The 22,151-nt window shown below is 33.5% G+C and carries 21 protein-coding genes; 7 read left to right on the top strand and 14 right to left on the bottom strand.

Features of this window, described 5'->3' with window-relative positions:
• Nucleotide 1 precedes the first annotated feature (1 nt).
• The 4 genes from RM538_RS09780 to RM538_RS09795 form a co-directional block, all read right to left on the bottom strand.
• Complete coding sequence (locus tag RM538_RS09780; protein ID WP_432279806.1) at nt 2-1,228, bottom strand: POTRA domain-containing protein; 1,227 nt, start codon at nt 1,226-1,228, stop codon at nt 2-4.
• A gap of 23 nt (nt 1,229-1,251) precedes the next feature.
• Nucleotides 1,252-2,262 (bottom strand): glycoside hydrolase family 113, encoded by a 1,011-nt coding sequence (locus RM538_RS09785; protein WP_311333247.1) that lies wholly within the window; start codon nt 2,260-2,262, stop codon nt 1,252-1,254.
• Between the two features lie 52 nt (nt 2,263-2,314).
• Complete coding sequence (locus tag RM538_RS09790) at nt 2,315-3,235, bottom strand: hypothetical protein (protein ID WP_311333248.1); 921 nt, start codon at nt 3,233-3,235, stop codon at nt 2,315-2,317.
• A 179-nt stretch (nt 3,236-3,414) separates the two neighbouring features.
• Nucleotides 3,415-4,131, bottom strand: coding sequence for a DUF547 domain-containing protein (locus RM538_RS09795; RefSeq protein ID WP_311333249.1), 717 nt, complete (start codon nt 4,129-4,131; stop codon nt 3,415-3,417).
• A gap of 210 nt (nt 4,132-4,341) precedes the next feature.
• On the opposite strand from RM538_RS09795, the gene RM538_RS09800 reads away from it, so the two are divergent.
• The 5 genes from RM538_RS09800 to RM538_RS09820 all read left to right on the top strand — a co-directional run bounded on the left by RM538_RS09800 (nt 4,342) and on the right by RM538_RS09820 (nt 10,010).
• Nucleotides 4,342-5,640: an NAD(P)/FAD-dependent oxidoreductase gene (locus tag RM538_RS09800; RefSeq protein WP_311333250.1), complete on the top strand. Its 1,299-nt coding sequence runs from the start codon at nt 4,342-4,344 to the stop codon at nt 5,638-5,640.
• A gap of 4 nt (nt 5,641-5,644) precedes the next feature.
• Nucleotides 5,645-7,234 carry a 4Fe-4S binding protein gene (locus RM538_RS09805; protein ID WP_311333251.1) on the top strand — a complete coding sequence of 530 codons (1,590 nt, stop codon included), beginning with the start codon at nt 5,645-5,647 and terminating at the stop codon, nt 7,232-7,234.
• 90 nt (nt 7,235-7,324) lie between these two features.
• Nucleotides 7,325-7,828, top strand: a complete 504-nt coding sequence (locus RM538_RS09810; RefSeq protein ID WP_311333252.1) for a toxin-antitoxin system YwqK family antitoxin — start codon at nt 7,325-7,327, stop codon at nt 7,826-7,828.
• The gene (locus RM538_RS09815; protein ID WP_311333253.1) at nt 7,825-8,520 is read left to right on the top strand and encodes a glycosyltransferase family 2 protein; all 696 of its coding nucleotides are present in this window, start codon (nt 7,825-7,827) and stop codon (nt 8,518-8,520) included. Before RM538_RS09810 ends, RM538_RS09815 begins: the two co-directional genes overlap by 4 nt.
• Nucleotides 8,517-10,010, top strand: a complete 1,494-nt coding sequence (locus tag RM538_RS09820) for a cellulose synthase family protein (protein WP_311333254.1) — start codon at nt 8,517-8,519, stop codon at nt 10,008-10,010. Before RM538_RS09815 ends, RM538_RS09820 begins: the two co-directional genes overlap by 4 nt.
• Here the strand turns inward: RM538_RS09820 and RM538_RS09825 are convergent.
• On the bottom strand, nt 10,007-11,242 hold the full coding sequence (locus tag RM538_RS09825; protein ID WP_311333255.1) for a M20/M25/M40 family metallo-hydrolase: 1,236 nt from the start codon (nt 11,240-11,242) through the stop codon (nt 10,007-10,009). The genes RM538_RS09820 and RM538_RS09825 overlap by 4 nt on opposite strands.
• Nucleotides 11,243-11,273: 31 nt before the next feature.
• Here RM538_RS09825 and RM538_RS09830 point away from each other — a divergent pair, with 31 nt between their 5' ends.
• A complete protein-coding gene (locus tag RM538_RS09830) occupies nt 11,274-12,404 on the top strand; it encodes a TolB family protein (protein ID WP_311333256.1) in 1,131 nt (376 codons plus the stop codon).
• Between the two features lie 13 nt (nt 12,405-12,417).
• A complete protein-coding gene (locus RM538_RS09835) occupies nt 12,418-13,887 on the top strand; it encodes an MptA/MptB family glycosyltransferase (RefSeq protein ID WP_432279804.1) in 1,470 nt (489 codons plus the stop codon).
• Between the two features lie 14 nt (nt 13,888-13,901).
• On the opposite strand, the gene RM538_RS09840 is transcribed toward RM538_RS09835, so the two are convergent.
• The 9 genes from RM538_RS09840 to RM538_RS09880 all read right to left on the bottom strand — a co-directional run bounded on the left by RM538_RS09840 (nt 13,902) and on the right by RM538_RS09880 (nt 22,127).
• Entirely contained in the window at nt 13,902-14,678 is a 777-nt protein-coding gene (locus RM538_RS09840; RefSeq protein WP_311333258.1) for an RMD1 family protein, read from the bottom strand.
• The gene (locus tag RM538_RS09845) at nt 14,678-15,652 is read right to left on the bottom strand and encodes a deoxyhypusine synthase family protein (protein ID WP_311333259.1); all 975 of its coding nucleotides are present in this window, start codon (nt 15,650-15,652) and stop codon (nt 14,678-14,680) included. Before RM538_RS09845 ends, RM538_RS09840 begins: the two co-directional genes overlap by 1 nt.
• On the bottom strand, nt 15,642-16,577 hold the full coding sequence (speB, locus tag RM538_RS09850) for an agmatinase (RefSeq protein WP_311333260.1): 936 nt from the start codon (nt 16,575-16,577) through the stop codon (nt 15,642-15,644). Before speB ends, RM538_RS09845 begins: the two co-directional genes overlap by 11 nt.
• Nucleotides 16,567-17,964, bottom strand: coding sequence for an arginine decarboxylase (locus RM538_RS09855; protein WP_311333261.1), 1,398 nt, complete (start codon nt 17,962-17,964; stop codon nt 16,567-16,569). The genes speB and RM538_RS09855 overlap by 11 nt, the downstream gene beginning before the upstream one ends.
• A gap of 87 nt (nt 17,965-18,051) precedes the next feature.
• Nucleotides 18,052-18,228, bottom strand: coding sequence for a hypothetical protein (locus RM538_RS09860; RefSeq protein WP_311333262.1), 177 nt, complete (start codon nt 18,226-18,228; stop codon nt 18,052-18,054).
• 95 nt (nt 18,229-18,323) lie between these two features.
• Complete coding sequence (locus RM538_RS09865; protein ID WP_311333263.1) at nt 18,324-19,163, bottom strand: pseudouridine synthase; 840 nt, start codon at nt 19,161-19,163, stop codon at nt 18,324-18,326.
• A 77-nt stretch (nt 19,164-19,240) separates the two neighbouring features.
• Complete coding sequence (locus tag RM538_RS09870) at nt 19,241-20,188, bottom strand: carbon-nitrogen hydrolase family protein (protein WP_311333264.1); 948 nt, start codon at nt 20,186-20,188, stop codon at nt 19,241-19,243.
• Between the two features lie 63 nt (nt 20,189-20,251).
• Nucleotides 20,252-21,157 (bottom strand): geranylgeranylglycerol-phosphate geranylgeranyltransferase, encoded by a 906-nt coding sequence (locus RM538_RS09875; protein ID WP_311333265.1) that lies wholly within the window; start codon nt 21,155-21,157, stop codon nt 20,252-20,254.
• Nucleotides 21,158-21,188: 31 nt separating this feature from the next.
• Complete coding sequence (locus RM538_RS09880; RefSeq protein WP_311333266.1) at nt 21,189-22,127, bottom strand: mevalonate kinase family protein; 939 nt, start codon at nt 22,125-22,127, stop codon at nt 21,189-21,191.
• Nucleotides 22,128-22,151: the final 24 nt, after the last annotated feature.

Genomic DNA, 22,151 nt, shown 5'->3' on the forward strand with positions numbered 1-22,151 from the left:
ACTAGAAATACTGCCCAATACCAAAAACAAACCCATTTGTAGCATCTTTAGTAATCCCGTATCCATAATCTATTCTAAATACGGTATTAAAAATACGTTTATGAATAAACCTAAGACCTACTCCTGGGTAAATACGTAGGTTTTGGTTATCTCCAAAATCTCCAAAGTCTCCTCCAGGATTTCGCCAAGAACCTCCATCCACAAACACATTACTTTGTAAGACAAACCAGTCTTTCTCAAACAATGTATGCCTATATTCTGTGTTTAATACAATAGCGGCTGTCCCTCTATCTATAGTATTTCCTACCCCTCTAATGTTTAAGTTATTATCTACTGCAAAAGGCGCAAATGGAGAATCGTTATTACTCGCAACTCCAAGACGAAGCCTATTTGCCCAATTCCCTCTTTCTCCTACTCTTTTGTAATAAATAAAGTCATTAAACCCAATTAAAAATTCGGGTAGAGCGTCACTTCTTGTGGTTACATACTGGAAGTTGAACAAACTCTTAAAACCTTCAAAATATTGATAGTACGTATCTACAGCATTAAACTCATACAAGACTTTATAAAGCAGCTTTTTTACTTTTAAATCTTGTGGCACTTCAGGGTTGGTAGCTCCTTCTATATAGTTGTAGGTTTCAGTAAAATAATTAACCCCAGCGGCAACTTTATGTTTCAAACTAAACTCATACAATCCTAAAACTTCATAAGAAGTATTATTGTATTTATAATCTGCCACGCCTTCATCTAAAAAAACAGGCTCCTGAGTAGTAAGGTTTTGATAGTTAAAAGCAATCCCTATTTTATTACTAAAAAGATAAGGCGCTCTAAAATTAATGGCATAACTATTAAAAATGTCTCGCTGAAAAAATCCGCCAAAAATTAAGCCCCTACCAAGACCATTAAACTCGTATAAACCTAACCTAAAAGCAAATTCATCATCGTTTGTAGTATATACATTTGCAGAAGGAATAATTGTAAAGTTTTCTTCAAAACCATAGACTACTTTATAGGTGCCGTCATCTTTTTTATGTACTTGGTAATAGGCGTGTGAAGAGGCTGGAAGCCTTTTAAGCCGAATGATATCTGCTTCTAATTTTGTAGTATCTAAAACATGCCCTTCTTTGACTCTGGCGAGTTTTTTTATAAAGCTAGTCTTTGTTTTTTTGTTATCCTGTATTACAATTTCCGAAATAGTTTGCGAAGCAATATTCCCCGCCAATAGCAGAAAAAAGATGGTTATAATGTACTTTATTGACTTGATAAAAATTGCTTTTTAATAACTTCCTCTACCGGTTTGTTTTGAGGTGTAAACATTGGATTGTCGTTTCCTCCTACTCTTTCGTGAGCGATAAACCATTTCCAAATAAAGCCTCCTTTAAACCAATCTTCTTTGTAGAGTTCATTAAACAAGGCTTGCGTTAAATTTTTCTGAGCTTCAAGGTTTACATCTCGCATTGTGTGGTCACTCACCCATGGTTCTTTCCCAGAAAAATCTACACTTCGGTATCCATACTCGGTAAATACAATAGGTTTGTCTACTTTTTGGGACACACCTTTCAATTCAGCCTTCCATTTTTTCCAGCCTTGCTGAGATTCTTCTAAAGTGGGGGTTTTATTTTCAGAGATTGGAAAATAAGCGTCTACTCCTATGTAGTCTAATTGCTCCCAAAAAGGCACTCTTTTATATTCATCCCAGTTAGCTGCATATGTAAGTTTTCCTTTATATACTTTTTTAATTTCAGTAATTAAGTTTTTCCAATACGTTGGTCTGTTTACTATAAACTGTTCTAGTTCTGTTCCTATACAAAACATAGCAACATCAGCTTCAGCAGCAAGTGAAGCATACTCTAAAATAAAACTGGAATACGATTTTTGTAATGCTTGCCAGTCTTCTTCAGTATTCATTTTTAGATATCCCGTAAATTCTCCTCTTCTAATCCAAATTTGCGGTTTAACCATTACTTCTATATTATTTTTATGAAGTAACTCTATGTATTGCTTAGCTCCAGCCCTCGTCTCTCCAAACCATTGCCTATCTGTATTATGAATTATTTCTGGAGTCTCTAAATCTCTTATAAATCCAAAAGGCATGACAGCAGCATAATTGGCATTTATGTTTAAAACAGGGTCTATGTTTTTTTGGGTTGCTTCTTCTCGCGAAGCAACAAAACTAATTCCATTTATTTTTTTGTTTTGCCCCTCACAACTTTGTAGTAAAAAAAAGAGAAAAAGAAATCTAACAACTATTTTAAAACGCATAGCACTATTTTTTTTGAAACTCTAAAATACTACTATTATGCAATTTAAATTGTTAAAATACCAGCCTAACGCCTAGATTAAAGGTCTCACCAAGCCCTGTATTATTTCCTCTTACAAAATTGGTGTATAAAGCCTCAACATTAACCTCATCTGTCAACTGATATTTTAGTCCACCTCCCATTGCAGTAAAATCTTGTTCAAAGTCATTACCTAAATCAATACGCTGGCTGTGCTGCGCTAAGGCTAAAACCGTAAATTTTGAAGAAGGAAAATAACTAAAGAAAACTCCAGGTGTAAGATTTATACTATTGTTTGCAAAACTATCATCTGCATCACCAAAGTTTAACTCAGAATTTAGTTCTGTAAATAACTGAAATTTGTCCCCAGGAAAAGTGTAATCATAAAAAAATCTGTTTTGCCATATAAATCCATTTTGGTCTAAAAAAACTCCATTAGTAAGTTGGTTGCCTTGCTCATCAAATATGAAATCTTCAACTTCATTATCAACCAATGGAATAAAGAATGAAGACTGAATTGAAAAATTATTTACTGAAGCAAAAGGAACAAATTTTACGCTTGGCGCAATAGAAGTAAACCCACTTCGTGCAGTACCAAACTCTCCGTCAAAACTAAAAACATCTAATGCACTTCTATCTGCAACTACGTTGCTTCTAAACTCCAATATTAGACCTAAATTAACTCTTCTATTTTCACTAACTCCTGTATAACCTTCTATAGTAGAAGTAAAAAAAGTTTCTCTTGGTTCAGTTCCTTCAGTAAAGGTACTTTCGGTTTGTGTGTATAGATTATTAAACCATTTAATATCAAACTGCCCTTTTCCAATTAGTTTTGAAGGGGTTAAGGTTTGTATTACCGAACCCGCGGGTTCGTCTTGATTGGCATCTTGTGCACAAATTGTAGTAGAAATTAAACATAGTAATCCTATTACAACTGTAAATTTTAAATTTTTCATTGTTGTTTTTTTTGGTTTGTGCTTCACCCACCAGCTTAGTAATTGGGCGTAACAACTAAGCTGGCAAAAGGGAAATCTTGATTAAAATTTACTCGAAAATAGAGTGTTAAATAGTTTGAGGTTTGCCAATAAGTAAAGGGTAGTTTCCAACTTAAATTTAATAGGCTAGCCTCGAATTTTTATTTAGAGTTTAGGCGCCAGTCGTAAGTATAGTATGTGACTTTAGCATCTGGGGATACTTTTTCATTTCTAAATTTATTTAGAAAATCTACTTCGTTTTGTCCTTTTTTTACAAAGTCTTCTTTGTACCATTTAAAAATTTCAGAAAGAGCTACTTTTCCGTTACTAATTTTTACAAATTCGTTATTAGTAAGGGCTTTTTTGGTTTGCGCTTCTAGCTGCTTATTAAGTGTTTCTGGTCTATAAGCCTTTGCAATTAGAGGTGGGCACCCCTTAGCCCCACAAACCAATACAAAATGAAAACGAGCATCATCAAACTTAGCTCTTAGCTTCTTGTTTTCAATATCATTTAAAGTAATTGTAGTCCCTCCAAGGTTATAAGTAGTCTTGTCAAAAAACCCTTTTTTATCCAGCGGAGATTTTATAGGATAGTTATCTATTATTCCTTTTATAACTGAAAGGTTGTATGCATTTATCCAAAAAGCTTGGTACGTTGCTGCATTTGAAGTTGATACTTTACTATTTTTTGCAAGGTCTAAAACTGAAGCTAATTCGGCTTCATTTTTAAACAGAGAAGCATAATCAACTTTTCCGTTGCTAACATATTTACTGAAGATGGCATCGGCTTCATCAAAAAATTGAGCTAAATTTTGAGCACTAGAATTAGTTACTGAAAATGTAATAATTGAGATTAGAAGTAAAAATGTTTTTTTCATTTCATTCGTTTTTTACAATGCATAAGTCCAAAACATTTTAAATAACTTACAGAAGGGGTATGTATTTTTTCAGAAAAACGATAAAAGCATATTTTTCCTTTAGGAACTCACATTTTTTTGAACAATAGTTAAAAATCAATGTAATGTTAGTAACTTGATTACCGACAGAACACTCGACCAATAAAAAACACCCAAAATTTGGGCACTAATATGGAACACATTGTTATTATAGGAAATGGTATTTCTGGAGTTACAACTGCCAGACATATTAGGAAGCTTTCCGACAAAAAAATTACCATAGTTTCTGCAGAAACAGATCATTTTTTCTCACGCACAGCTCTTATGTATATATACATGGGGCATATGAAATATGAACACACCAAACCGTATGAGGATTATTTTTGGAATAAAAACAACATCAATCTTAAGAGAGGTTATGTTGAGAAGGTGGACACAAAGCAGAAAACGCTTCATTTTACTGAAGGTGATACCTTACAATATGACAAACTTGTATTAGCAACAGGTTCTAAGCCTAATAAATTTGGCTGGCCAGGACAAGATTTAGAAGGCGTACAAGGTTTATATTCATTTCAAGATTTAGAGACATTAGAAAAAAACGCACCTAACAACAAAGTGTGTAATAGAGCAGTAATTGTTGGGGGAGGGTTAATAGGAATTGAACTTGCCGAAATGCTTGCTTCCAGAGCCATCCCTGTTACTTTTTTGGTTAGAGAATCTAGTTTTTGGAATGGTGTATTGCCCGAAGGAGAAAGTGAAATGATTAATAGACACATTAAAAATCACCATATAGATTTACGGCTTTCAAACAATTTAAAAGAGATTAAAGCTGATGAAAATGGTAGAGTAAAATCTATAATTATTGAAGAAACAGGAGAAGAAATTCCTTGTAATATAGTTGGTTTAACAGCCGGAGTATCGCCCAATGTAGATTTTTTAAAAGAAAGTGGTATTGAGTTGGGTCGAGGAATAAAAGTAAATAGATATTTAGAAACCAATGTAGAAGATGTGTATGCTATAGGAGATTGTGCAGAGCAAAATGAGCCTATAGGAAACAGACGCCCAATTGAAGCCGTTTGGTACACAGGTAGGATGATGGGAGAAACGTTGGCTCAAACGCTGTGTGGAAATAAATTAGAATACAAACCAGGACATTGGTTTAATAGTGCAAAATTTTTGGATATAGAATATCAAACCTATGGATGGGTTTTTTCTAAACCTCGTGAAGGAGAAGTCCATTTTCATTGGAAACACAATGACGATACAAAATGCATCACTATAAATACTGAAGAAACTACTGGAAAATTTATTGGAATCAACACGTTTGGGATTCGTATGCGTCACGAAATCTTTGATAAATGGCTTACTGAAGAACGTACTACAGATTACGTGATTAAACATCTCAAACATGCAAATTTTGACCCAGAATTCTATGCCTCTTTTGAAAACGAAATTTTATCTACATACCATAACCAAACAGTAAACGCCTAACATTATGAGTTCAATACAGAGAAATATGTCATTAACAGGAGATGCATCTAATGTATTAAATGGCACACAAAAAGTAGCAACTATACTAGGCCTAGCTGGTTTGGCAATTATTGCCCTAGCAGGCTTTAATGTAGATTTTCCTAATAAAGGTCTTTGGCTTATAATCTCACTAGTTGCTATCACAGCAGGGATTGTATTATACGCAAAAGGAAGCTATAGTGGAAAACTTGAAGGAATAAAAAACCACGGCGTTTGGTTTAAATCTATTTCCAATAGAGGGTTTTGGGCATGGATTGCAGGTATCTCTTTAACTGGTTTTTATATTATTCTATACTTTTTTCCAGTTTACTTAGGCCTCAACAACGAGGGAGAGAATACTGGGGTAATTGCATTATTTGACCCCTTAAGTAAGCTTTTAAGTGGTAACCCTGCAAGCCAATGGTTTGTATATGGAACACTTTATACCATTGCTATTTTAGCTTTTGGTATAAAGTTTATGTGGAAATATAGACATAACAATTATGAAAAAATTAGAACAATTAGTGTTATGTTTTTTCAGACGGCTTTTGCTTTTTTAATTCCAGAATTTATGGCGAGGTTAAATAGCGATTCTTTTAACCTTCCCTACTATGATTTAAAAAATATATGGCCTCTTAACTATTATAACTTCGAACAATATAGGGTAGACAGCTTTATTTCTTCAGGGACAGTAGGCTTGGTACTACTAATTTTTGGGATTGTTTCAATTTTTGTTATTACACCTATTTTAACCTATAAATATGGGAAAAGATGGTATTGCTCTTGGGTTTGTGGTTGTGGCGGACTTGCTGAAACTGCTGGAGACCCTTTTAGACATTTAAGTGACAAAAGCATGACCGCATGGAAGGTTGAAAGATGGGTAATACATAGTGTACTTGTATTTGTAGTTGTTATGACTACAGCTGTTGTAAGCACCTACTTAGGATATGATGCTGACAAGTATTGGTTAACAAAAGATGTATTTCTTATTGGCGTAGCAGTATTTTTAACTCTACTTTTTTGTGCCATATGGATTTTTAAAAGACAGGAACTTGAAAAAGATGCTCGTTATGGTGCCATTGGATATCTAGTAGTAATTTTAAGTCTTGTTGGGATTCATTATTTCTCTGAAACAAAATTATTTCTTTTTGAAGCTGAAACTTTACGCACTACATACGGATTCTTAATTGGAGCTATTTTTAGCGGTGTAATAGGTACAGGCTTTTACCCAATTTTTGGGAATAGAGTATGGTGCCGTATGGGCTGTCCTATGGCTGCTATTCTTGGAATGCAACAGCGTTTATTTTCAAAATTTAGAATCACGACTAATGGAGGACAATGTATCTCATGTGGTAATTGTTCTACTTACTGCGAAATGGGTATTGATGTAAGAGCCTACGCTCAAAAAGGCGAGAATATTGTACGTTCAAGCTGTGTGGGTTGTGGTATTTGCTCTGCTGTTTGTCCAAGAGGTGTTTTAAAATTGGAAAATGGACCACTAGAAGGTCGTATTGATGGAAACCAAGTGTTATTAGGGAATGATGTAGATTTAATGAGCTTGGTGAATAATAAATAATAAAAAACTCTTTTATTAGTCCTGAATTTAAAAATACAGGGTTTTTTACCCTAAAAGTTAGGAATAGGTATTAGTTGCGTCTAAAACCCTATGAAACTATCACGGGTTACTTTTCTACTCTTCTCCGGAATATTTTTAACGACAAATGCCATTGCCCATACTTCCGTTCCTGAAAAAATGTATGCTAAAGAATACTACGAAAATGGTACATTAAAGGCAGAAGGCTGGGCACTTGGCAACAAAAAAATTAAGTTCTGGATATTTTATCATAACAATGGTGCTGTTGCATCCAAAGGGAATTATAAAAACAATAAAAAAGATGGGTATTGGTATTATTACAACACTCAAAATAAACTTATTAAAGAGGGACATTACATAAATGGTAGTGCAGAGAATTGGTGGATTTTTTACGATATTGCAAACCAAAAAAAAGCAAAATATCAGTTTAAAGACAATCAAAAAAACGGATTTGCTTTACAATACAACAAACAAAAATTAATGCGTGCCGAGAAATATGAAAACGATGAAAAAGTGGGTGAATGGACTTCGGTATGGGCATTTAAAAGGGACAATCCTGACGTATCACTCAAATGAATAAAAGGATAAAAGTTATTATTCCGGCCTTTAACGAGGAAGAGTCTATAGCAAAAGTAATTAGTGATATACCAACTATTGTTGATGAAACTATTGTTGTGAGTAATAACTCTACCGATACTACTGAAGCTATTGCAAAGAAAGCTGGTGCAACTGTTTTAACCGAAAACCGAAGAGGTTATGGATATGCTTGTCTTAAAGGAATGGAATATGTTGCTTCTTTAAAAACACCGCCAGACATCATTGTGTTTTTAGATGGTGATTATAGTGATTACCCAGAAGAGCTTACAAAAATTGTAACTCCCATAATTAAAGAAGATATAGATTTTGTGATTGGAGCTCGAACTAAACATTTACGTGAAGCTGGCTCTATGACCATTCCACAGGAATTTGGTAATTGGCTCGCTACCAATTTAATGAAGCTTTTCTTTGGAGCAAAGTTTACAGATTTAGGTCCTTTTAGAGCTATTAAGTATGATAAATTACTTGCATTACAAATGGAAGATAAGACCTATGGATGGACAGTAGAAATGCAGTTAAAAGCTTTAAAAAAGAAATATAGTTATACAGAAATCCCTGTAAAATATAGAAATAGAATAGGTGTCTCAAAAGTTTCAGGAACGGTAAAAGGTGCTATATTTGCAGGCGTAAAAATTTTGGGTTGGATTTTTAAGTACAGCTTTAAAAAATGATTTTAGAAACCATCATCATAGCAATCTATTCCATTGCCCTCATACTTATCTTTATGTATGCTTTGGCACAGCTCAACTTACTCTTTAATTATTTACGTGCTAGAAAAAAGTGTGAAACTAACGTTCCAAAGTTTGATTTATCTAATCCTGAAGAAATTCCGTATGTAACTATTCAGCTTCCTGTATATAACGAGATGTATGTAATGGAGCGCTTACTTGATAATATTTCTGAAATTGAATATCCAAGAGAAAAGTTAGAAATTCAAGTTCTTGACGATTCTACAGATGAGTCTTTTGGTGTTACAGCAAAGCACATAGCAAAACTTCAAGAAACAGGACTAGACATTCAACATGTCACAAGAGAAAATAGAGTTGGTTTTAAGGCAGGTGCTTTAAAAGAAGGGCTTAAAACTGCAAAAGGTGAGTTTATTGCTATTTTTGATGCCGATTTTCTTCCGAAGAAAAATTGGTTGCTTAGAACCATCCCATATTTTAAAGATGCTAATATTGGGGTTGTACAAACTAGATGGGGACACATCAATAAAAATTATTCCATTTTAACACGGGTTCAAGCATTTGCTCTAGATGCACACTTTACCTTAGAACAAGTGGGTAGAAATAGTAAGGGGCACTTTATTAATTTTAACGGAACTGCTGGCATTTGGAGGAAAGAATGTATTCTGGATGCTGGAAATTGGGAGGGCGACACTCTTACCGAAGATCTTGACCTTAGTTATAGAGCTCAACTTAAAGAGTGGAAGTTTAAATACTTAGAAGAGGTAGAAACACCTGCAGAGTTGCCTGTGGTAATTAGTGCAGCACGTTCACAGCAATTTAGATGGAATAAAGGTGGTGCAGAAAACTTTAGAAAAATGGCAGGTAGAGTACTAAAAAGTAGTACCGTTCCTTTTAAAACAAAAGTTCACAGTATACTTCACTTATTAAACAGCACAATGTTTTTAAACATTTTAATTGTTGCCATTTTAAGTATACCAATGTTGTATATTAAGAATGAATATGAACATTTAAAAATGTATTTCTTAGTAATGAGCTTTTTTGTAATTAGCACCATCATCTTTTTTATTTGCTACTGGTTTACATATAGGAGTATTTATGGAGGTGGTATCAAGCAGTTTTTAAAATATACAGGGATGTTTTTCACCTTTTTCTCAATTGCTATGGGCTTTTCACTTCATAATTCCATAGCAGTTTTAGAAGGACATATTGGTAAAAAAAGTGAATTTGTACGAACTCCAAAATTCAATTTAAATAAGTTTAAAGACGGTTTAAAAAGCAATAAATATATCTCCAAAAACATATCTCCAAATACAGTTATTGAAGGTATTTTAATGTTGTATTTTGCGTTTGGAATGTACTCTGCTTTTGTAGTGGGAGATCAAGGAGGCGATTTTGGTCTTTTCCCTTTTCACCTTATGCTCTTTATAGGGTTTGGGTTTGTATTTTTTAAGAGTTTAACAAGTAAGGTTTAAAAAGTTACCTCAAAAGTAATTATCTCACCACTCCTATTTACAGTAACTTCAATAGTTTGCCCTTCTTCAAAAGTAGCCAAAGCCTTCATATAACTCATCATATCTTTGGTTTCTTTGTCTCCTAATTTTATAACGACATCCCCTTTTTGTAACCCTGCTTTCTGTGCAGGCTTGTCCTCACTAATACCATCAATTCTCATTCCTTCACCCGTAAAAAGGTAATCTGGAACAACTCCTAATGCAACTTTAAAAGCGGGTACCTCTTCACTTTCATTTTTTGTTTTTCTAAAAGCTAATTTACCCGCGCCATCAAGGTCTTTTACAATACTTTCAATATAGCTTGTAATAGTTTCCATGCCATCAAAATTTAGCTTTTCAGTATCATCTGTAGGTTTATGGTAATCGCTGTGTTGTCCTGTGAAAAAGAATAAAACAGGAATATCTGCAAGGTAAAAAGATGTATGGTCACTTGGACCAATTCCACTATCATTTTCGGCAATGTTTAAGTCAAATGTATTATTAGCAAAAAGGGTTTGCTTAAAAATAGGTGAAGTCCCTACACCATAAGCCGCCAAGGTTTTTTCTTCATTAAGACGCCCTACCATATCTAGGTTTATCATGTAGTTAATTTTTTTAGCATCTACAGTTGGGTTTTTAACAAAATAATTAGAGCCCAATAAGCCCATTTCTTCCCCAGAAAAAGCTATAAATAAATAGTTGTTTTTTGGAGCAGGAAGTTGTCTTAGTCTTTCGGCTAATTGTAACATGATGGCTACACCACTTGCATTATCATCTGCACCATTGTGTATTGCATCGCCTTCTTCTCTGTATAAGGAACCCTCACCTCCTGTTCCTAAGTGGTCGTAATGCGCCCCAATTACCACAGTATGCTCAGCGTTATTATCAAGATAACCAATCACATTGGTTCCAGTAATCATTCCCTCCAAAGTTTCATTGGTATATTCTGCCTGTTCATGTGGGTTGCTACTTGGTTTAAACGAAAAGGTCTGGGTGTAAGATGCTGCAACACCTTTAGGTTGTAACCCAATGGCTTTTAAACGCTTTTCGATATAGGCAGCCGCTGCCAATTCTCCTTCGGTTCCTGTTTGCCTTCCGTTTAAAGAATCACTTGCCAAAAAGCTAACATCATCTTGCATGGTAACAGACTGTATTTTCTCTTCTTTACATGAAAAAAATAGTATTACTGAAAAAACAATTATAAAAGCACGCATATTCTTATTTTTGTACAAAATTACTGGATTTATGAGACTTATACTATCTGTTTTACTATTGAGTACATTATTTTCTTGCAAGGAAAAGCAAAAAGAACTTGAGCACAATACTGAAGGTGAAGCTACTAAAAAGGAGGCTACTGTTGTATTAGATGAGAAAACCAAAGATACACTAATCTATGCCGAAGAAACTCACTTTAAAAACATACGTCAAATCACTTTTGGAGGTGACAATGCTGAAGCTTATTGGAGTTTTGATGACAAACAGTTAGTTTTTCAATCTAATAATGAAGCCTGGGGAGTTGGTTGCGACCAAATGTTTTTAATGAATATTGAAGAATCTTTTAAAGACAAACAACCTCCTATGATAAGTACAGGAAAAGGACGTACAACCTGTGCTTATTTTTTACCAGATAACAAGCATTATGTATATGGCTCTACACATTTGGTAGACGAAAACTGTCCAGAGGTTCCGCTTAGAAAAAACGGAAAATATGTATGGCCTGTGTATGATAGTTTTGACATTTTTGTAGCAGACCTAGAAGGAAATATAACTGCACAGCTTACCAAAGAGCCTGGCTATGATGCTGAAGCAACTGTTTCCCCAAAAGGAGACAAAATAGTATTTACCTCAATGCGTAGTGGTGATTTAGAGTTATATACTATGAATATTGATGGAAGTGATGTAAAACAAATAACAGATGAGTTAGGTTATGACGGCGGTGCTTTTTTCTCTCCAGATGGTACTAAGTTAATTTTCCGTTCTTCAAGACCTAAAACAGAGGCAGAAATTAAAGAATATAAAGACTTACTTGCTCAAGGGTTAGTACAACCTACCGAAATGGAACTTTATATCTGTGATGCAGATGGAAGTAACTTAAAACAACTTACCAATTTAGGGAACGCTAATTGGAGTCCATTTTTTCATCCGAGTGGTGAGAAAATTTTATTCTCGAGTAATTATGAAGCAGAACGAGGTTTTCCTTTTAACTTGTATATGATAGACCTAGATGGAAAAAACCTTGAAAGAGTAACACATGGTGAAACCTTTGATGCATTTCCCGTTTTTTCTAACAATGGGAAATATTTAGCATTTTCTTCTAACCGAAATAATGGTGGTGGAAGAGATACTAACCTCTTTATTGCCGAATGGCAAGATTAAGAAATAGCCTTTTTTGAACTTCTTAAAAACATACAAACTACCCTTATTTTTCACTCTAGTTTGTTGTTTTCTATATTGGAGTTTTACATACGGTTTAGACAGAAGTGATTTTATAAAGCTAATCACTTTGTATGGAGCTTTATTTATACTCTCGTGGCAGCTTATAAAATTTTTAGGTCATCAATTTTGGGTGCTCGCTGGAATTGGGATTGTTTTTAGGCTTATTGCATTTCCTAGTATACCCAACTTATCACAAGACTTTTATCGCTTTATATGGGATGGTAGATTATTAGTGCAGGGAGTGAATCCCTATTTATTTACTCCAGAGCAATTTATAAATAACGTACCGCCAAAAACGCTCTTAAGCTCTTGGTCACTAGATTCTTGGTTTGCTATTACGATGCATGAAGCTGACACTCTTTTTAAAGGCATGGGAAGTCTTAACGCAAGCCATTATAGTAATTATCCACCAGTAAATCAATTATGTTTTGCCATTGCGGGATTCTTTTCAGGTAAAAGTATTTTAGGGTCAGTTATAATATTACGAATCATTACTATTCTAGCAGATATTGGTATTCTATATTTTGGGAAAAAGCTCTTGGAAAAATTACAATTACCTACAACAACTATCTTCTGGTATTTTATTAATCCATTTATCATAATAGAGCTTACAGGAAATCTTCATTTTGAAGGTGTGATGCTCTCCTTCCTTATTTGGGGATTATATCTTTTACATCAAAAAAAATGGTTCTGGGCTGCTGTATTGATTGGGCTTTCTATTTCAGTAAAATTAATACCATTATTGTTATTGCCTGTTTTTCTTAATTATTTTATTAAGAAAAATACTGTCATTCAGAATGAAGCGAAGTGTAATGAGGAATCTCAAGAATTAAAGAAAAAAATACCTTTAGGAATAACAAAACTCATTTTGTTTTATCTAGTCATCATAGCAACCATACTAATAACATTTGCTCCTTTTCTTTCCTCAGTATTTATTAAAAACTTTACCACTACCATTAGTCTATGGTTTCAAAATTTTGAGTTTAATGCAAGTATCTATTACATCATTAGGTGGATTGGGTTTAAAACAGTAGGTTGGAATATTATTGGCACAGTAGGAAAAATACTTCCTATAATTGTAATATTATTTTTACTGGGCATTAGTTTCTTCAGAAAACATAATACCACACAACAACTCATTACTGGGTTGCTTTTTGGGATTACATTTTACTTTTTGTTTTCTACAACTGTACATCCATGGTATGTTGCTACTCCATTAGTATTGTCTGTATTTACCAAATACAGATTTCCAATTGTTTGGAGTGCACTAGTAATGCTCAGCTACTCGGCGTATGAAGCCGATGGCTTTAATGAAAATCTTTGGCTGGTATCAATTGAATATACTGTAGTTATTTTGTATGCAATGTATGAAATAAGTAACTCACAGGAATTAGGGTCTGAGCAATTACCAAAATCCCTATGAGATTACTTTAATAATTAAAAGACCTTAGTTACAAATAGGTCTATAATTTCAACAAAAATTAGAATGATAATAATCCACTCTAACGTACTACTTTCTTTATGATCCCAGATATCTTTAAACAATTCTAAGTTCTCTTTCACAATTGTAATTCGATCTTGAATATAACGATACCTGTTTTTTAAATCAAAAGTGTTTTTAAGGTCAACGTCAAGTTTAGCTAATTGCTCATCTTCCCATGTTACTTCTGGAGAATCAAAAATGTATAAATTCTCATAAATACCATTTTTAATATTTAAGGTTTTGCCTATTAACCTTTTGAGTTTTATACTTGAAATTTTTAAGCGGCCCCTTTTTTCTAGGCTTTTTGTATGTACACTTGCTTCCTCTAGAAGCTTTTCGGTTATTTCTGAATATCTATCCAACGCTATAGACTGTGAGGTATGCAGCATAATTAGTCGAATCATTTCTTCATCTATTTCAGGAATAATCACCTCATCAAAAGTTACTTTAAGTGTTTTTTCTTGAATTGCTACGGAAATATCTTCAACTAAAAATTCATTTACTGAACCCTTAGAAAATGGTTTAACTTGCTTAAAGACTTCTTGCTTTTCATTTTCAGAAAAATTAAAAAAACTTATAATTCCAAACTGAAATAGATATACAAATTTTGAGTCTTCTAGGCTATAAAAAAGTTCATCACTATCTGCAAATAGTAAATTTCCCTTTATAAATTGACGCAAGGCTTTAATTGAAATGCTTTGAGCTACTTGCTGCGATTGAACTCTATACATTACATTCCTAATAAATAGGCAAATATAAGAGGGGCAACAATAGTTGCATCACTTTCAATAATAAACTTTGGAGTATTTATATCTAGTTTTCCCCAGGTTATTTTTTCATTGGGGACTGCTCCAGAGTAACTACCATAACTTGTGGTGCTATCACTAATCTGGCAGAAATAACTCCAAAAAGGTGTTTCTGTACGCTCCATATCTTGATACAGCATAGGTACTACGCAAATAGGAAAATCACCTGCAATACCACCTCCAATTTGAAAAAATCCTATTCCATTATTACAATTATGCGTATACCAATCTGCTAAAAAGGTCATGTATTCGATCCCACTTTTCATTGTTGAAGCCTTAAGCTCTCCTTTTAGCACATAACTTGCAAAAATATTCCCCATAGTACTGTCTTCCCACCCTGGACAAATAATTGGCAGGTTTTTTTCAGCAGCAGCATACATCCATGAATCTTTAATATCTATTTCATAGTATTGCTCCAATATCCCACTTAGCAGTAGTTTATACATATATTCATGTGGGAGATAACGCTCCCCTTTTTCCTCTGCGTCTTTCCATATTTTTACAATATGTTCTTGAATACGTCTAAATGCTTCTTCTTCTGGGATACAAGTGTCTGTAACCCTATTAAGGCCTTTTTCTAATAAATCCCATTCTTGTTGGGGTGTTAAATCACGATAATTAGGGACTCTTTTGTAATGTGAGTGAGCTACTAAATTCATTATATCTTCTTCTAGATTAGCTCCTGTGCAAGAAATAATATGAACTTTGTCTTGCCGTATCATTTCGGCAAAAATTTTACCTAGCTCTGCTGTGCTCATAGCACCAGCTAAAGAAACTAACATTTTAGCACCATTATCTAATTGTGCCTCATAGCCTTTAGCAGCATCTACTAGTGCAGCTGCATTAAAGTGTAAATAGTACTTTTCTATAAATTGCGATATATTTCCCTTAGTAGTCATCTTCTAACGTATTAATTTTTGATTTTCCCTTTTTAGATTCATTAAAATTGCTTTCAAAAACATCATTTTCTTCAGTATTCATGAACTTATAACTAAGCATTTTGTAATACAGTTTTGCTGCTAAGAAATCTGAAGACTTATCCAATTTATTAGGGCAAAGTTCTACAATATCAAATCCCACTACATTTTTCTCTGCAAAAACCTGCTTTAAAAAATCTAATGTTTCGTACCAAAATAACCCTCCAGGTTCTGGTGTTCCTGTAGAGGGCATAATAGATGGGTCTAACACATCTAAATCGAACGTGATAAACACATTTTCGCTTAATGTTTCAATAACATTATCTACCCAGTAATCATCATTAGCCATCTCTTCTGCAAACCAAACTTTATCTCTATCCATTACAGTTGTTTCTGAAAAATCCATACTACGGATTCCTACTTGTATCAAGTTTGTATGTTGGCTTGCTTCATAAACTGCACAAGCATGATTGCATTTTGAACCTTGATATTCTGGTCTAAGATCTGCATGAGCATCGATATGTAGTACTGTTAAATCATCAAAACATTCATTAAAAGCCCTAATAGTTCCAATAGAAATACTATGCTCTCCGCCAAATGCTGTCACAAATTTATTACGTAATATGTATTCTTTAGTAGTTTTATACACAGCCTCTACAACTGCCTCTGGCGAAGTATCTTCAGTAATTGAAGGTGCTAAATAAATACCTTGTTTATATACTTCTGTTTCTGTTTCAATATCGTATAATTCCATATTTTCTGAGGCATATAAAAAAGCTTCAGGCCCTTTATCTGCTCCTTTCTGAAAAGTGCTTGTCCCGTCGTAAGGAACAGGAATTAAAACAATTTTTGAAGTTTCTAATGCTGCATTCTCTCTTGGAATACCTGCATAAGTTCTAGTTTTCATACCCTAAAATTGAGAGCAATTGCTCGCTTGTTTGTTGTTGTGTAAAAATTTTTGTTGTTATGTTTCCGTTAGCATCTTTATCTACCAAAATATGCTTGGGTGATGGGATAAGACAATGTTGTAACCCTCCAAAACCTCCTATCGTTTCTTGGTAAGCGCCTGTATTAAAAAAGCCGATATAAAGAGGTTTGTCTTTTCTATACTTAGGTAAGTAAATTGCATTTACATGTTGTTCACTATTGTAATAATCATCGCTATCGCAAGTAAGTCCACCTAATAAAACACGCTCATATTCATCACTCCAGCGGTTAATGGCTAGCATAATAAATCGTTTATTTATAGCCCAAGTATCTGGTAAAGTTGTAATGAAAGAAGAATTAATCATGTTCCATTTTTCACGATCATTTTGTTGTTTTTGGTATAATATTTCATAAATAGCTCCACCGCTTTCACCAACAGTAAAGCTTCCAAATTCTGTAAAAATAATAGGCACATCCACATTAGCTTCAGCACAAGTAAGGTTAATTTGATTTACAATTTCATCAATCATGTATTGGTAATCATACTCAAAAGCCAAGGAGTTTTTAATAGGAAAACCTCCTCCTATATTTAAACTATCTAGTGTTGGACAGACTTTTTTAAGTTGAACATACACCTTTAAACACTTAAGTAATTCGTTCCAGTAATAAGCATTATCTCTAATCCCTGTATTAATAAAAAAGTGCAGCATTTTTAATGCTACTTGTTTATTATCTTTAATCTGCTTTTCGTAAAATGGAACAATATTTTTATAGCCAATTCCTAATCTCGAAGTGTAGAATTCAAATTTGGGTTCTTCTTCACTAGCTATACGAATTCCTACTTTAAAATTTTTATCAATTCCTTGAGAGAGTAATCCCAGTTCTTCATAATTATCTATAATTGGGATACAATTTTTATGTCCGTTATTAATGAGTCTAGAGATATTAGTAATATACTGCTCTCTTTTAAAACCATTGCAAATTACATATGTGTCGTTATTGATTTTCCCTTCTGCTTTAAGATTTTCAATAATATTAATATCGAAAGCTGATGATGTTTCAATATGGATTTCATTTTTTAATGCTTCCTGTAATACATATTTAAAATGAGAACTTTTGGTGCAATAACAATATTTGTATGTGCCCTTATAATTATGTTTATTAATAGCCTCTGCAAACCACCCTTTGGCTCTCTGAATATTTTCAGAAATCTTAGGAAGGTAAGTGAATTTTAAAGGGGCCCCGTAATTAGATACCAATTTCATTAGGTCTATATCATGAAATTGCAATTGATGATTATTTAATGAAAATTCCTCTTGAGGAAATTCATATGTTTGATCGATAAGATCGATATATTTTGTATTCATTTTTATAAGATTATTTCAAAAAATTAATAGCAACTAGCAAACACGAAATGGGAAAGCAAGCTATACTTACGAAATTTCTTATAAATATTAAATGAGTATAGGAGAAAGCCAATAGGCTACTCTATGATAGGTATCCATTGTTTTTTTAACAGGGTTTCTACCTGCAGGCACATCTATATCACAAGATATGACAACGGAAGTTAGCTTTAAATTTCGGTTGCTTATCCTATAAGCTGTTTTTGAATATGACTTCCTAATTTTCAAAAACCCGAACGTAAAAACACGGTTCAATTTGTTCAGCTAAAAGCGGCGCAAATGTAATTTATTATTTGACACCGCAAACAATTTTGTGATCTTTTTTAAAGCATACTAAAAAGTTCTACTTCTTTTTTGGTAAGAATCTTCCAACGTCCTCTTGGCAAGTCTTTTTTTGTAAGATGGGCTATAGTAACACAATCTACCTTTACTACATTATAATTTAAATGGTCAAAAATAGTACGGATAACACTATTACCCATGTGCTTAATTTTAAGCCCTATTTCTTTTTTAGGTGCATTATCTACATAGCTTATTTCTTCAACTTGAATTAACTTCCCGTCAATGGTTAGTCCTTCTTTAATTTCTTCTAGATGAGAAGCTTTTAGGTTTTTGTCTAACTCTATATGAAACAAGCGCTCCATACCTTTACTATGAAGTTTTTTAACCAGTTTATCGTCATTAGTAAATAACAATAAACCTGTTGCATTACGACCCAGTCTACCCACAGGTTTTACATCTGCGGTTGTTGCATTACTAATTAAATCCATTACAGTAAGTCCTTTACTAGTACTTGTGGTCGAGGCTACTGCTTTTGGTTTATTAAGTAAAACATAGGTATCAGGCTCTGGTGAAATACGACGGCCATCAAAACGCACATCGTCACTAAGTTGTACCTTGTAACCCATCTCGTTTATTATTTTCCCATTTACTGAAACCAAGCCTGTTGCAATGTAGGTATCTGCTTCTCTACGAGAACACACGCCACTATTTGCTATGTACTTATTAAGTCTAATACCATCTTCTTTTTTGGGAGTAGGTTGCGTTTTCTTTTTGGTGAATTGCTTTTTGAAAGGAGCTTTCCTATTCTCACCACTTTTTCCTCCGCGATTTTCTTTACCTCCAGAAGTGTTTCCTCTTTTCTTGTTGTCTTTTCGTTGCATTGTAAAATTTTTGCAAAGATACATTTAAAAGTAAGAGATAGCTTATAAGAAAATTATAAGTATTTCTAGAAAAGTTATTAATTAAATTCTACCGTAGATTGTCGTTCTCTATTCACTACCAACTTAGTAATATCAGGTCTTGAGTAATGTCCTACGGGGTCAAAGTTTTGTCGTTCCTCATACACTTTATTAAAATCTATGGTATGATAGGTATTTCCTTCTTTATTTAGTAAAGGTTTTGCTATCCATTCTCCATCTGGTCCTGCTATACAACTACCTCCATTGGCCAATATTTTAGGAGCTTTTTCAAAGATTTTCTCTAAGTGTGGCGTATCTGGCGGGAAATCTTCAATTTTCATTAAACTTGAAACCGAAATCACAAAACTTCGGGATTCTCTAGCAATAAACCGTGTAATATCCTTAGTATTGTGGTCGCTGCCTGGCCATACAGCCACGTGCAGGTTTTCTCCCTGCCCGTAAAGCGAAGCTCTTGGTAGCGGCATCCAGTTTTCCCAACAATTTAATCCGCCTACAGTAAATAACTTTAATTTATGCACTTGGAGCCCGTTTCCATCTCCTGGTGCCCAAGTAAGTCGTTCGTCATAAGTAGGTTGCAATTTTCTATGAACGGATTTTATTTTCCCTTTTGCATTTATATACACTAAGGAAGCATAAATACTATGACCGCCTCTGTCCTGGGGTCTTTCAATAATACCTAGATAAACAGCGATTTTATGTTTTTTAGCTAAGGCACATACTTCATCTAGATCTCCATCTTCTATACAAACAGCATTACGAACATAATGCGCGTGCAGTTCCTTATTTACTTTTTTATCCCACTCAGCACCATTTGTTAAAGCAAGCCAAAAGGGATATCCTGGCAATATGCCTTCTCCAAAAACAATAAGTTCTGCTTTGTTTTTACCTGCTTTTTTTATGCTCTTGTAAATTTTTTCTAATGTTTGTGATTTATTAAGCCAAACAGGAGCTATTTGAGCAAGTGCAACTTTTAAAAGATTTTCCATAACCTAAAAATAACAAGAAATACCTTAAGGTTTGTTGTAAAGAGGTTTATTACCTAATAAAAACTATAAAATCCTGTTAAGTACTAAGTCTATATTGATAAGTATAATACTAAAAACCCCTATTACAATTATTAACTTTAGGATAGTGTGTAATAATATATAGTGTAATTTTTTTGCAGATTTCCATAAAAAGAAGACAAATACTGCAAGACCTAAAAGGCTCCCATAAAAGTAAAAATACATATAACCTATTTCAAATCTTGTAACTAATAATATAACAGGAATAAGTGTCAAGATTGCTAGTATTGTTAACATTCGTTTTGAAGTTTTTTCACCATACACAACAGGAATTGTTCTATAATTTTGAACTAAATCTCCTTTTATATTTTCTAAATCTTTGGTTAACTCACGCATTGCAATTAGTAAAAACAAAAAGGTGGCGTGTACAAAAATTACTAGGTCAAAATTTCGGTAATAAATAAAAACAGCAAAAAATGGTATCACAGCTAGCGTTGAAGCTACAATATTACCAACAAATGGATATTTTTTAAGCTTATGAGAATAAAACCAAATTCCGAAGATGTATAATGAAAAGAAAATTACAGCCCTAAATGACACGTAACTTGCAATTATTACTGATAGAAAATTAAGCACAAAATATCCAGAAAGTTTAGTGTTTTGACTTACCAACCTATCTAACATAGTTTTGTGAGGCCTATTAATTAAATCTTTCTCACTATCGTAAAAACTATTAATGATATATCCTCCAGCAATAGCAGAAGCAGATGCTAATACAAGCATTAATAAATTAATATCAAATAATACTTTACGTACTGGTAAATCTGGAGCTAAGATGTATATAGATGTAAGGTATTGAGCTATAACAATAACAAGAATATTGTATCCTCTCACCACAGAAAACAAACTAAAAAACTTTACTAAAAAGTGTTTTTGTTTTCTTGTGAGCATACCAAGATTAATTAGTCTGTAAAATGAATTTCTAGAAGTTATATACTACTTCAAGTTTATGTCCTTTAAGGGCAGCTTTAGCTTTTTCTATATCTTCAGTAAAACCAAGCATATAGCCTCCTCCGCCTGAACCGCATAGTTTTAAATAATATGCGTTGGTTTCTATTCCTTTTTGCCAAAGTGTATGAAACTCTTTTGGTATCATAGGTTTAAAGTTATCTAATACAACTTTAGATAATTGTTTTACATTACCAAAAAGTGATTTCACATCTCCTTTTAAGAAGTCATGAACACAAGCATCTGTATGTTTTACAAACTGGTTTTTAAGCATATTTCTAAAACCTTCTTGCTTCATATTCTCCATAAAAATCTGAACCATAGGAGCTGTTTCTCCCGTGCTTCCACTATCCAATAAAAAAACAGCACCATTACCTGTTTGTTCCTGTGAAGGGATACCAGCTGGCTCAATATTATCTTTACTATTAATTAAAATAGGCAGGCTTAAATAACTGTTTAATGGATCTAATCCAGAAGATTGTCCGTGGAAAAAAGATTCCATTTCAGCAAAAATACTTTTTAACTGAAGAAGTTTTTCTCTCGTTAAATTTTCTAATACTGTTATTTTTTGGTTGGCATATTTATCATAAATAGCAGCAACTAATGCACCACTACTCCCAACACCATATCCTTGAGGAATACTACTATCAAAATACAATCCTTTCTCTATGTCCTCTTGTAAAGCAGCTATATTGAAAGAAACCAGTTCTGGTTTTTCCTTTTGAAGATTATCCAGATACGTCACAAAACTTTTTAAGCTTTGGTTTGAAGCATGTGTAGCTACCGTTTTGTGCTCGTCTATTTTAAGTGCTCCCTTATAAAAGTTGTAAGGTATAGATAAACCTTTGGAATCTTTTATGATTCCATACTCACCAAAGAGTAAAATTTTTGAATAAAATAAAGGACCACGCATAGGTTTTGAGGTGTTGTATGTTAT

It is taken from the genome of Patiriisocius hiemis, from assembly GCF_031846325.1.
Taxonomy (GTDB): domain Bacteria; phylum Bacteroidota; class Bacteroidia; order Flavobacteriales; family Flavobacteriaceae; genus Patiriisocius_A; species Patiriisocius_A hiemis.

Excerpts from the sequence above, each read along its gene's own strand:
- RM538_RS09785 (WP_311333247.1), bottom strand. The coding sequence starts at position 2,262 with ATGCGTTTTAAAATAGTTGTTAGATTTCTTTTTCTCTTTTTTTTACTA.
- RM538_RS09800 (WP_311333250.1), top strand. The coding sequence starts at position 4,342 with ATGGAACACATTGTTATTATAGGAAATGGTATTTCTGGAGTTACAACT.
- RM538_RS09845 (WP_311333259.1), bottom strand. The coding sequence starts at position 15,652 with ATGACTACTAAGGGAAATATATCGCAATTTATAGAAAAGTACTATTTA.
- RM538_RS09865 (WP_311333263.1), bottom strand. The coding sequence starts at position 19,163 with ATGCAACGAAAAGACAACAAGAAAAGAGGAAACACTTCTGGAGGTAAA.
- RM538_RS09805 (WP_311333251.1), top strand. The coding sequence starts at position 5,645 with ATGAGTTCAATACAGAGAAATATGTCATTAACAGGAGATGCATCTAAT.
- RM538_RS09815 (WP_311333253.1), top strand. The coding sequence starts at position 7,825 with ATGAATAAAAGGATAAAAGTTATTATTCCGGCCTTTAACGAGGAAGAG.
- RM538_RS09855 (WP_311333261.1), bottom strand. The coding sequence starts at position 17,964 with ATGAATACAAAATATATCGATCTTATCGATCAAACATATGAATTTCCT.
- RM538_RS09825 (WP_311333255.1), bottom strand. The coding sequence starts at position 11,242 with ATGCGTGCTTTTATAATTGTTTTTTCAGTAATACTATTTTTTTCATGT.
- RM538_RS09820 (WP_311333254.1), top strand. The coding sequence starts at position 8,517 with ATGATTTTAGAAACCATCATCATAGCAATCTATTCCATTGCCCTCATA.
- RM538_RS09830 (WP_311333256.1), top strand. The coding sequence starts at position 11,274 with ATGAGACTTATACTATCTGTTTTACTATTGAGTACATTATTTTCTTGC.
- RM538_RS09840 (WP_311333258.1), bottom strand. The coding sequence starts at position 14,678 with ATGTATAGAGTTCAATCGCAGCAAGTAGCTCAAAGCATTTCAATTAAA.
- speB (WP_311333260.1), bottom strand. The coding sequence starts at position 16,577 with ATGAAAACTAGAACTTATGCAGGTATTCCAAGAGAGAATGCAGCATTA.
- RM538_RS09790 (WP_311333248.1), bottom strand. The coding sequence starts at position 3,235 with ATGAAAAATTTAAAATTTACAGTTGTAATAGGATTACTATGTTTAATT.
- RM538_RS09875 (WP_311333265.1), bottom strand. The coding sequence starts at position 21,157 with ATGCTCACAAGAAAACAAAAACACTTTTTAGTAAAGTTTTTTAGTTTG.
- RM538_RS09810 (WP_311333252.1), top strand. The coding sequence starts at position 7,325 with ATGAAACTATCACGGGTTACTTTTCTACTCTTCTCCGGAATATTTTTA.
- RM538_RS09870 (WP_311333264.1), bottom strand. The coding sequence starts at position 20,188 with ATGGAAAATCTTTTAAAAGTTGCACTTGCTCAAATAGCTCCTGTTTGG.
- RM538_RS09880 (WP_311333266.1), bottom strand. The coding sequence starts at position 22,127 with ATGCGTGGTCCTTTATTTTATTCAAAAATTTTACTCTTTGGTGAGTAT.
- RM538_RS09795 (WP_311333249.1), bottom strand. The coding sequence starts at position 4,131 with ATGAAAAAAACATTTTTACTTCTAATCTCAATTATTACATTTTCAGTA.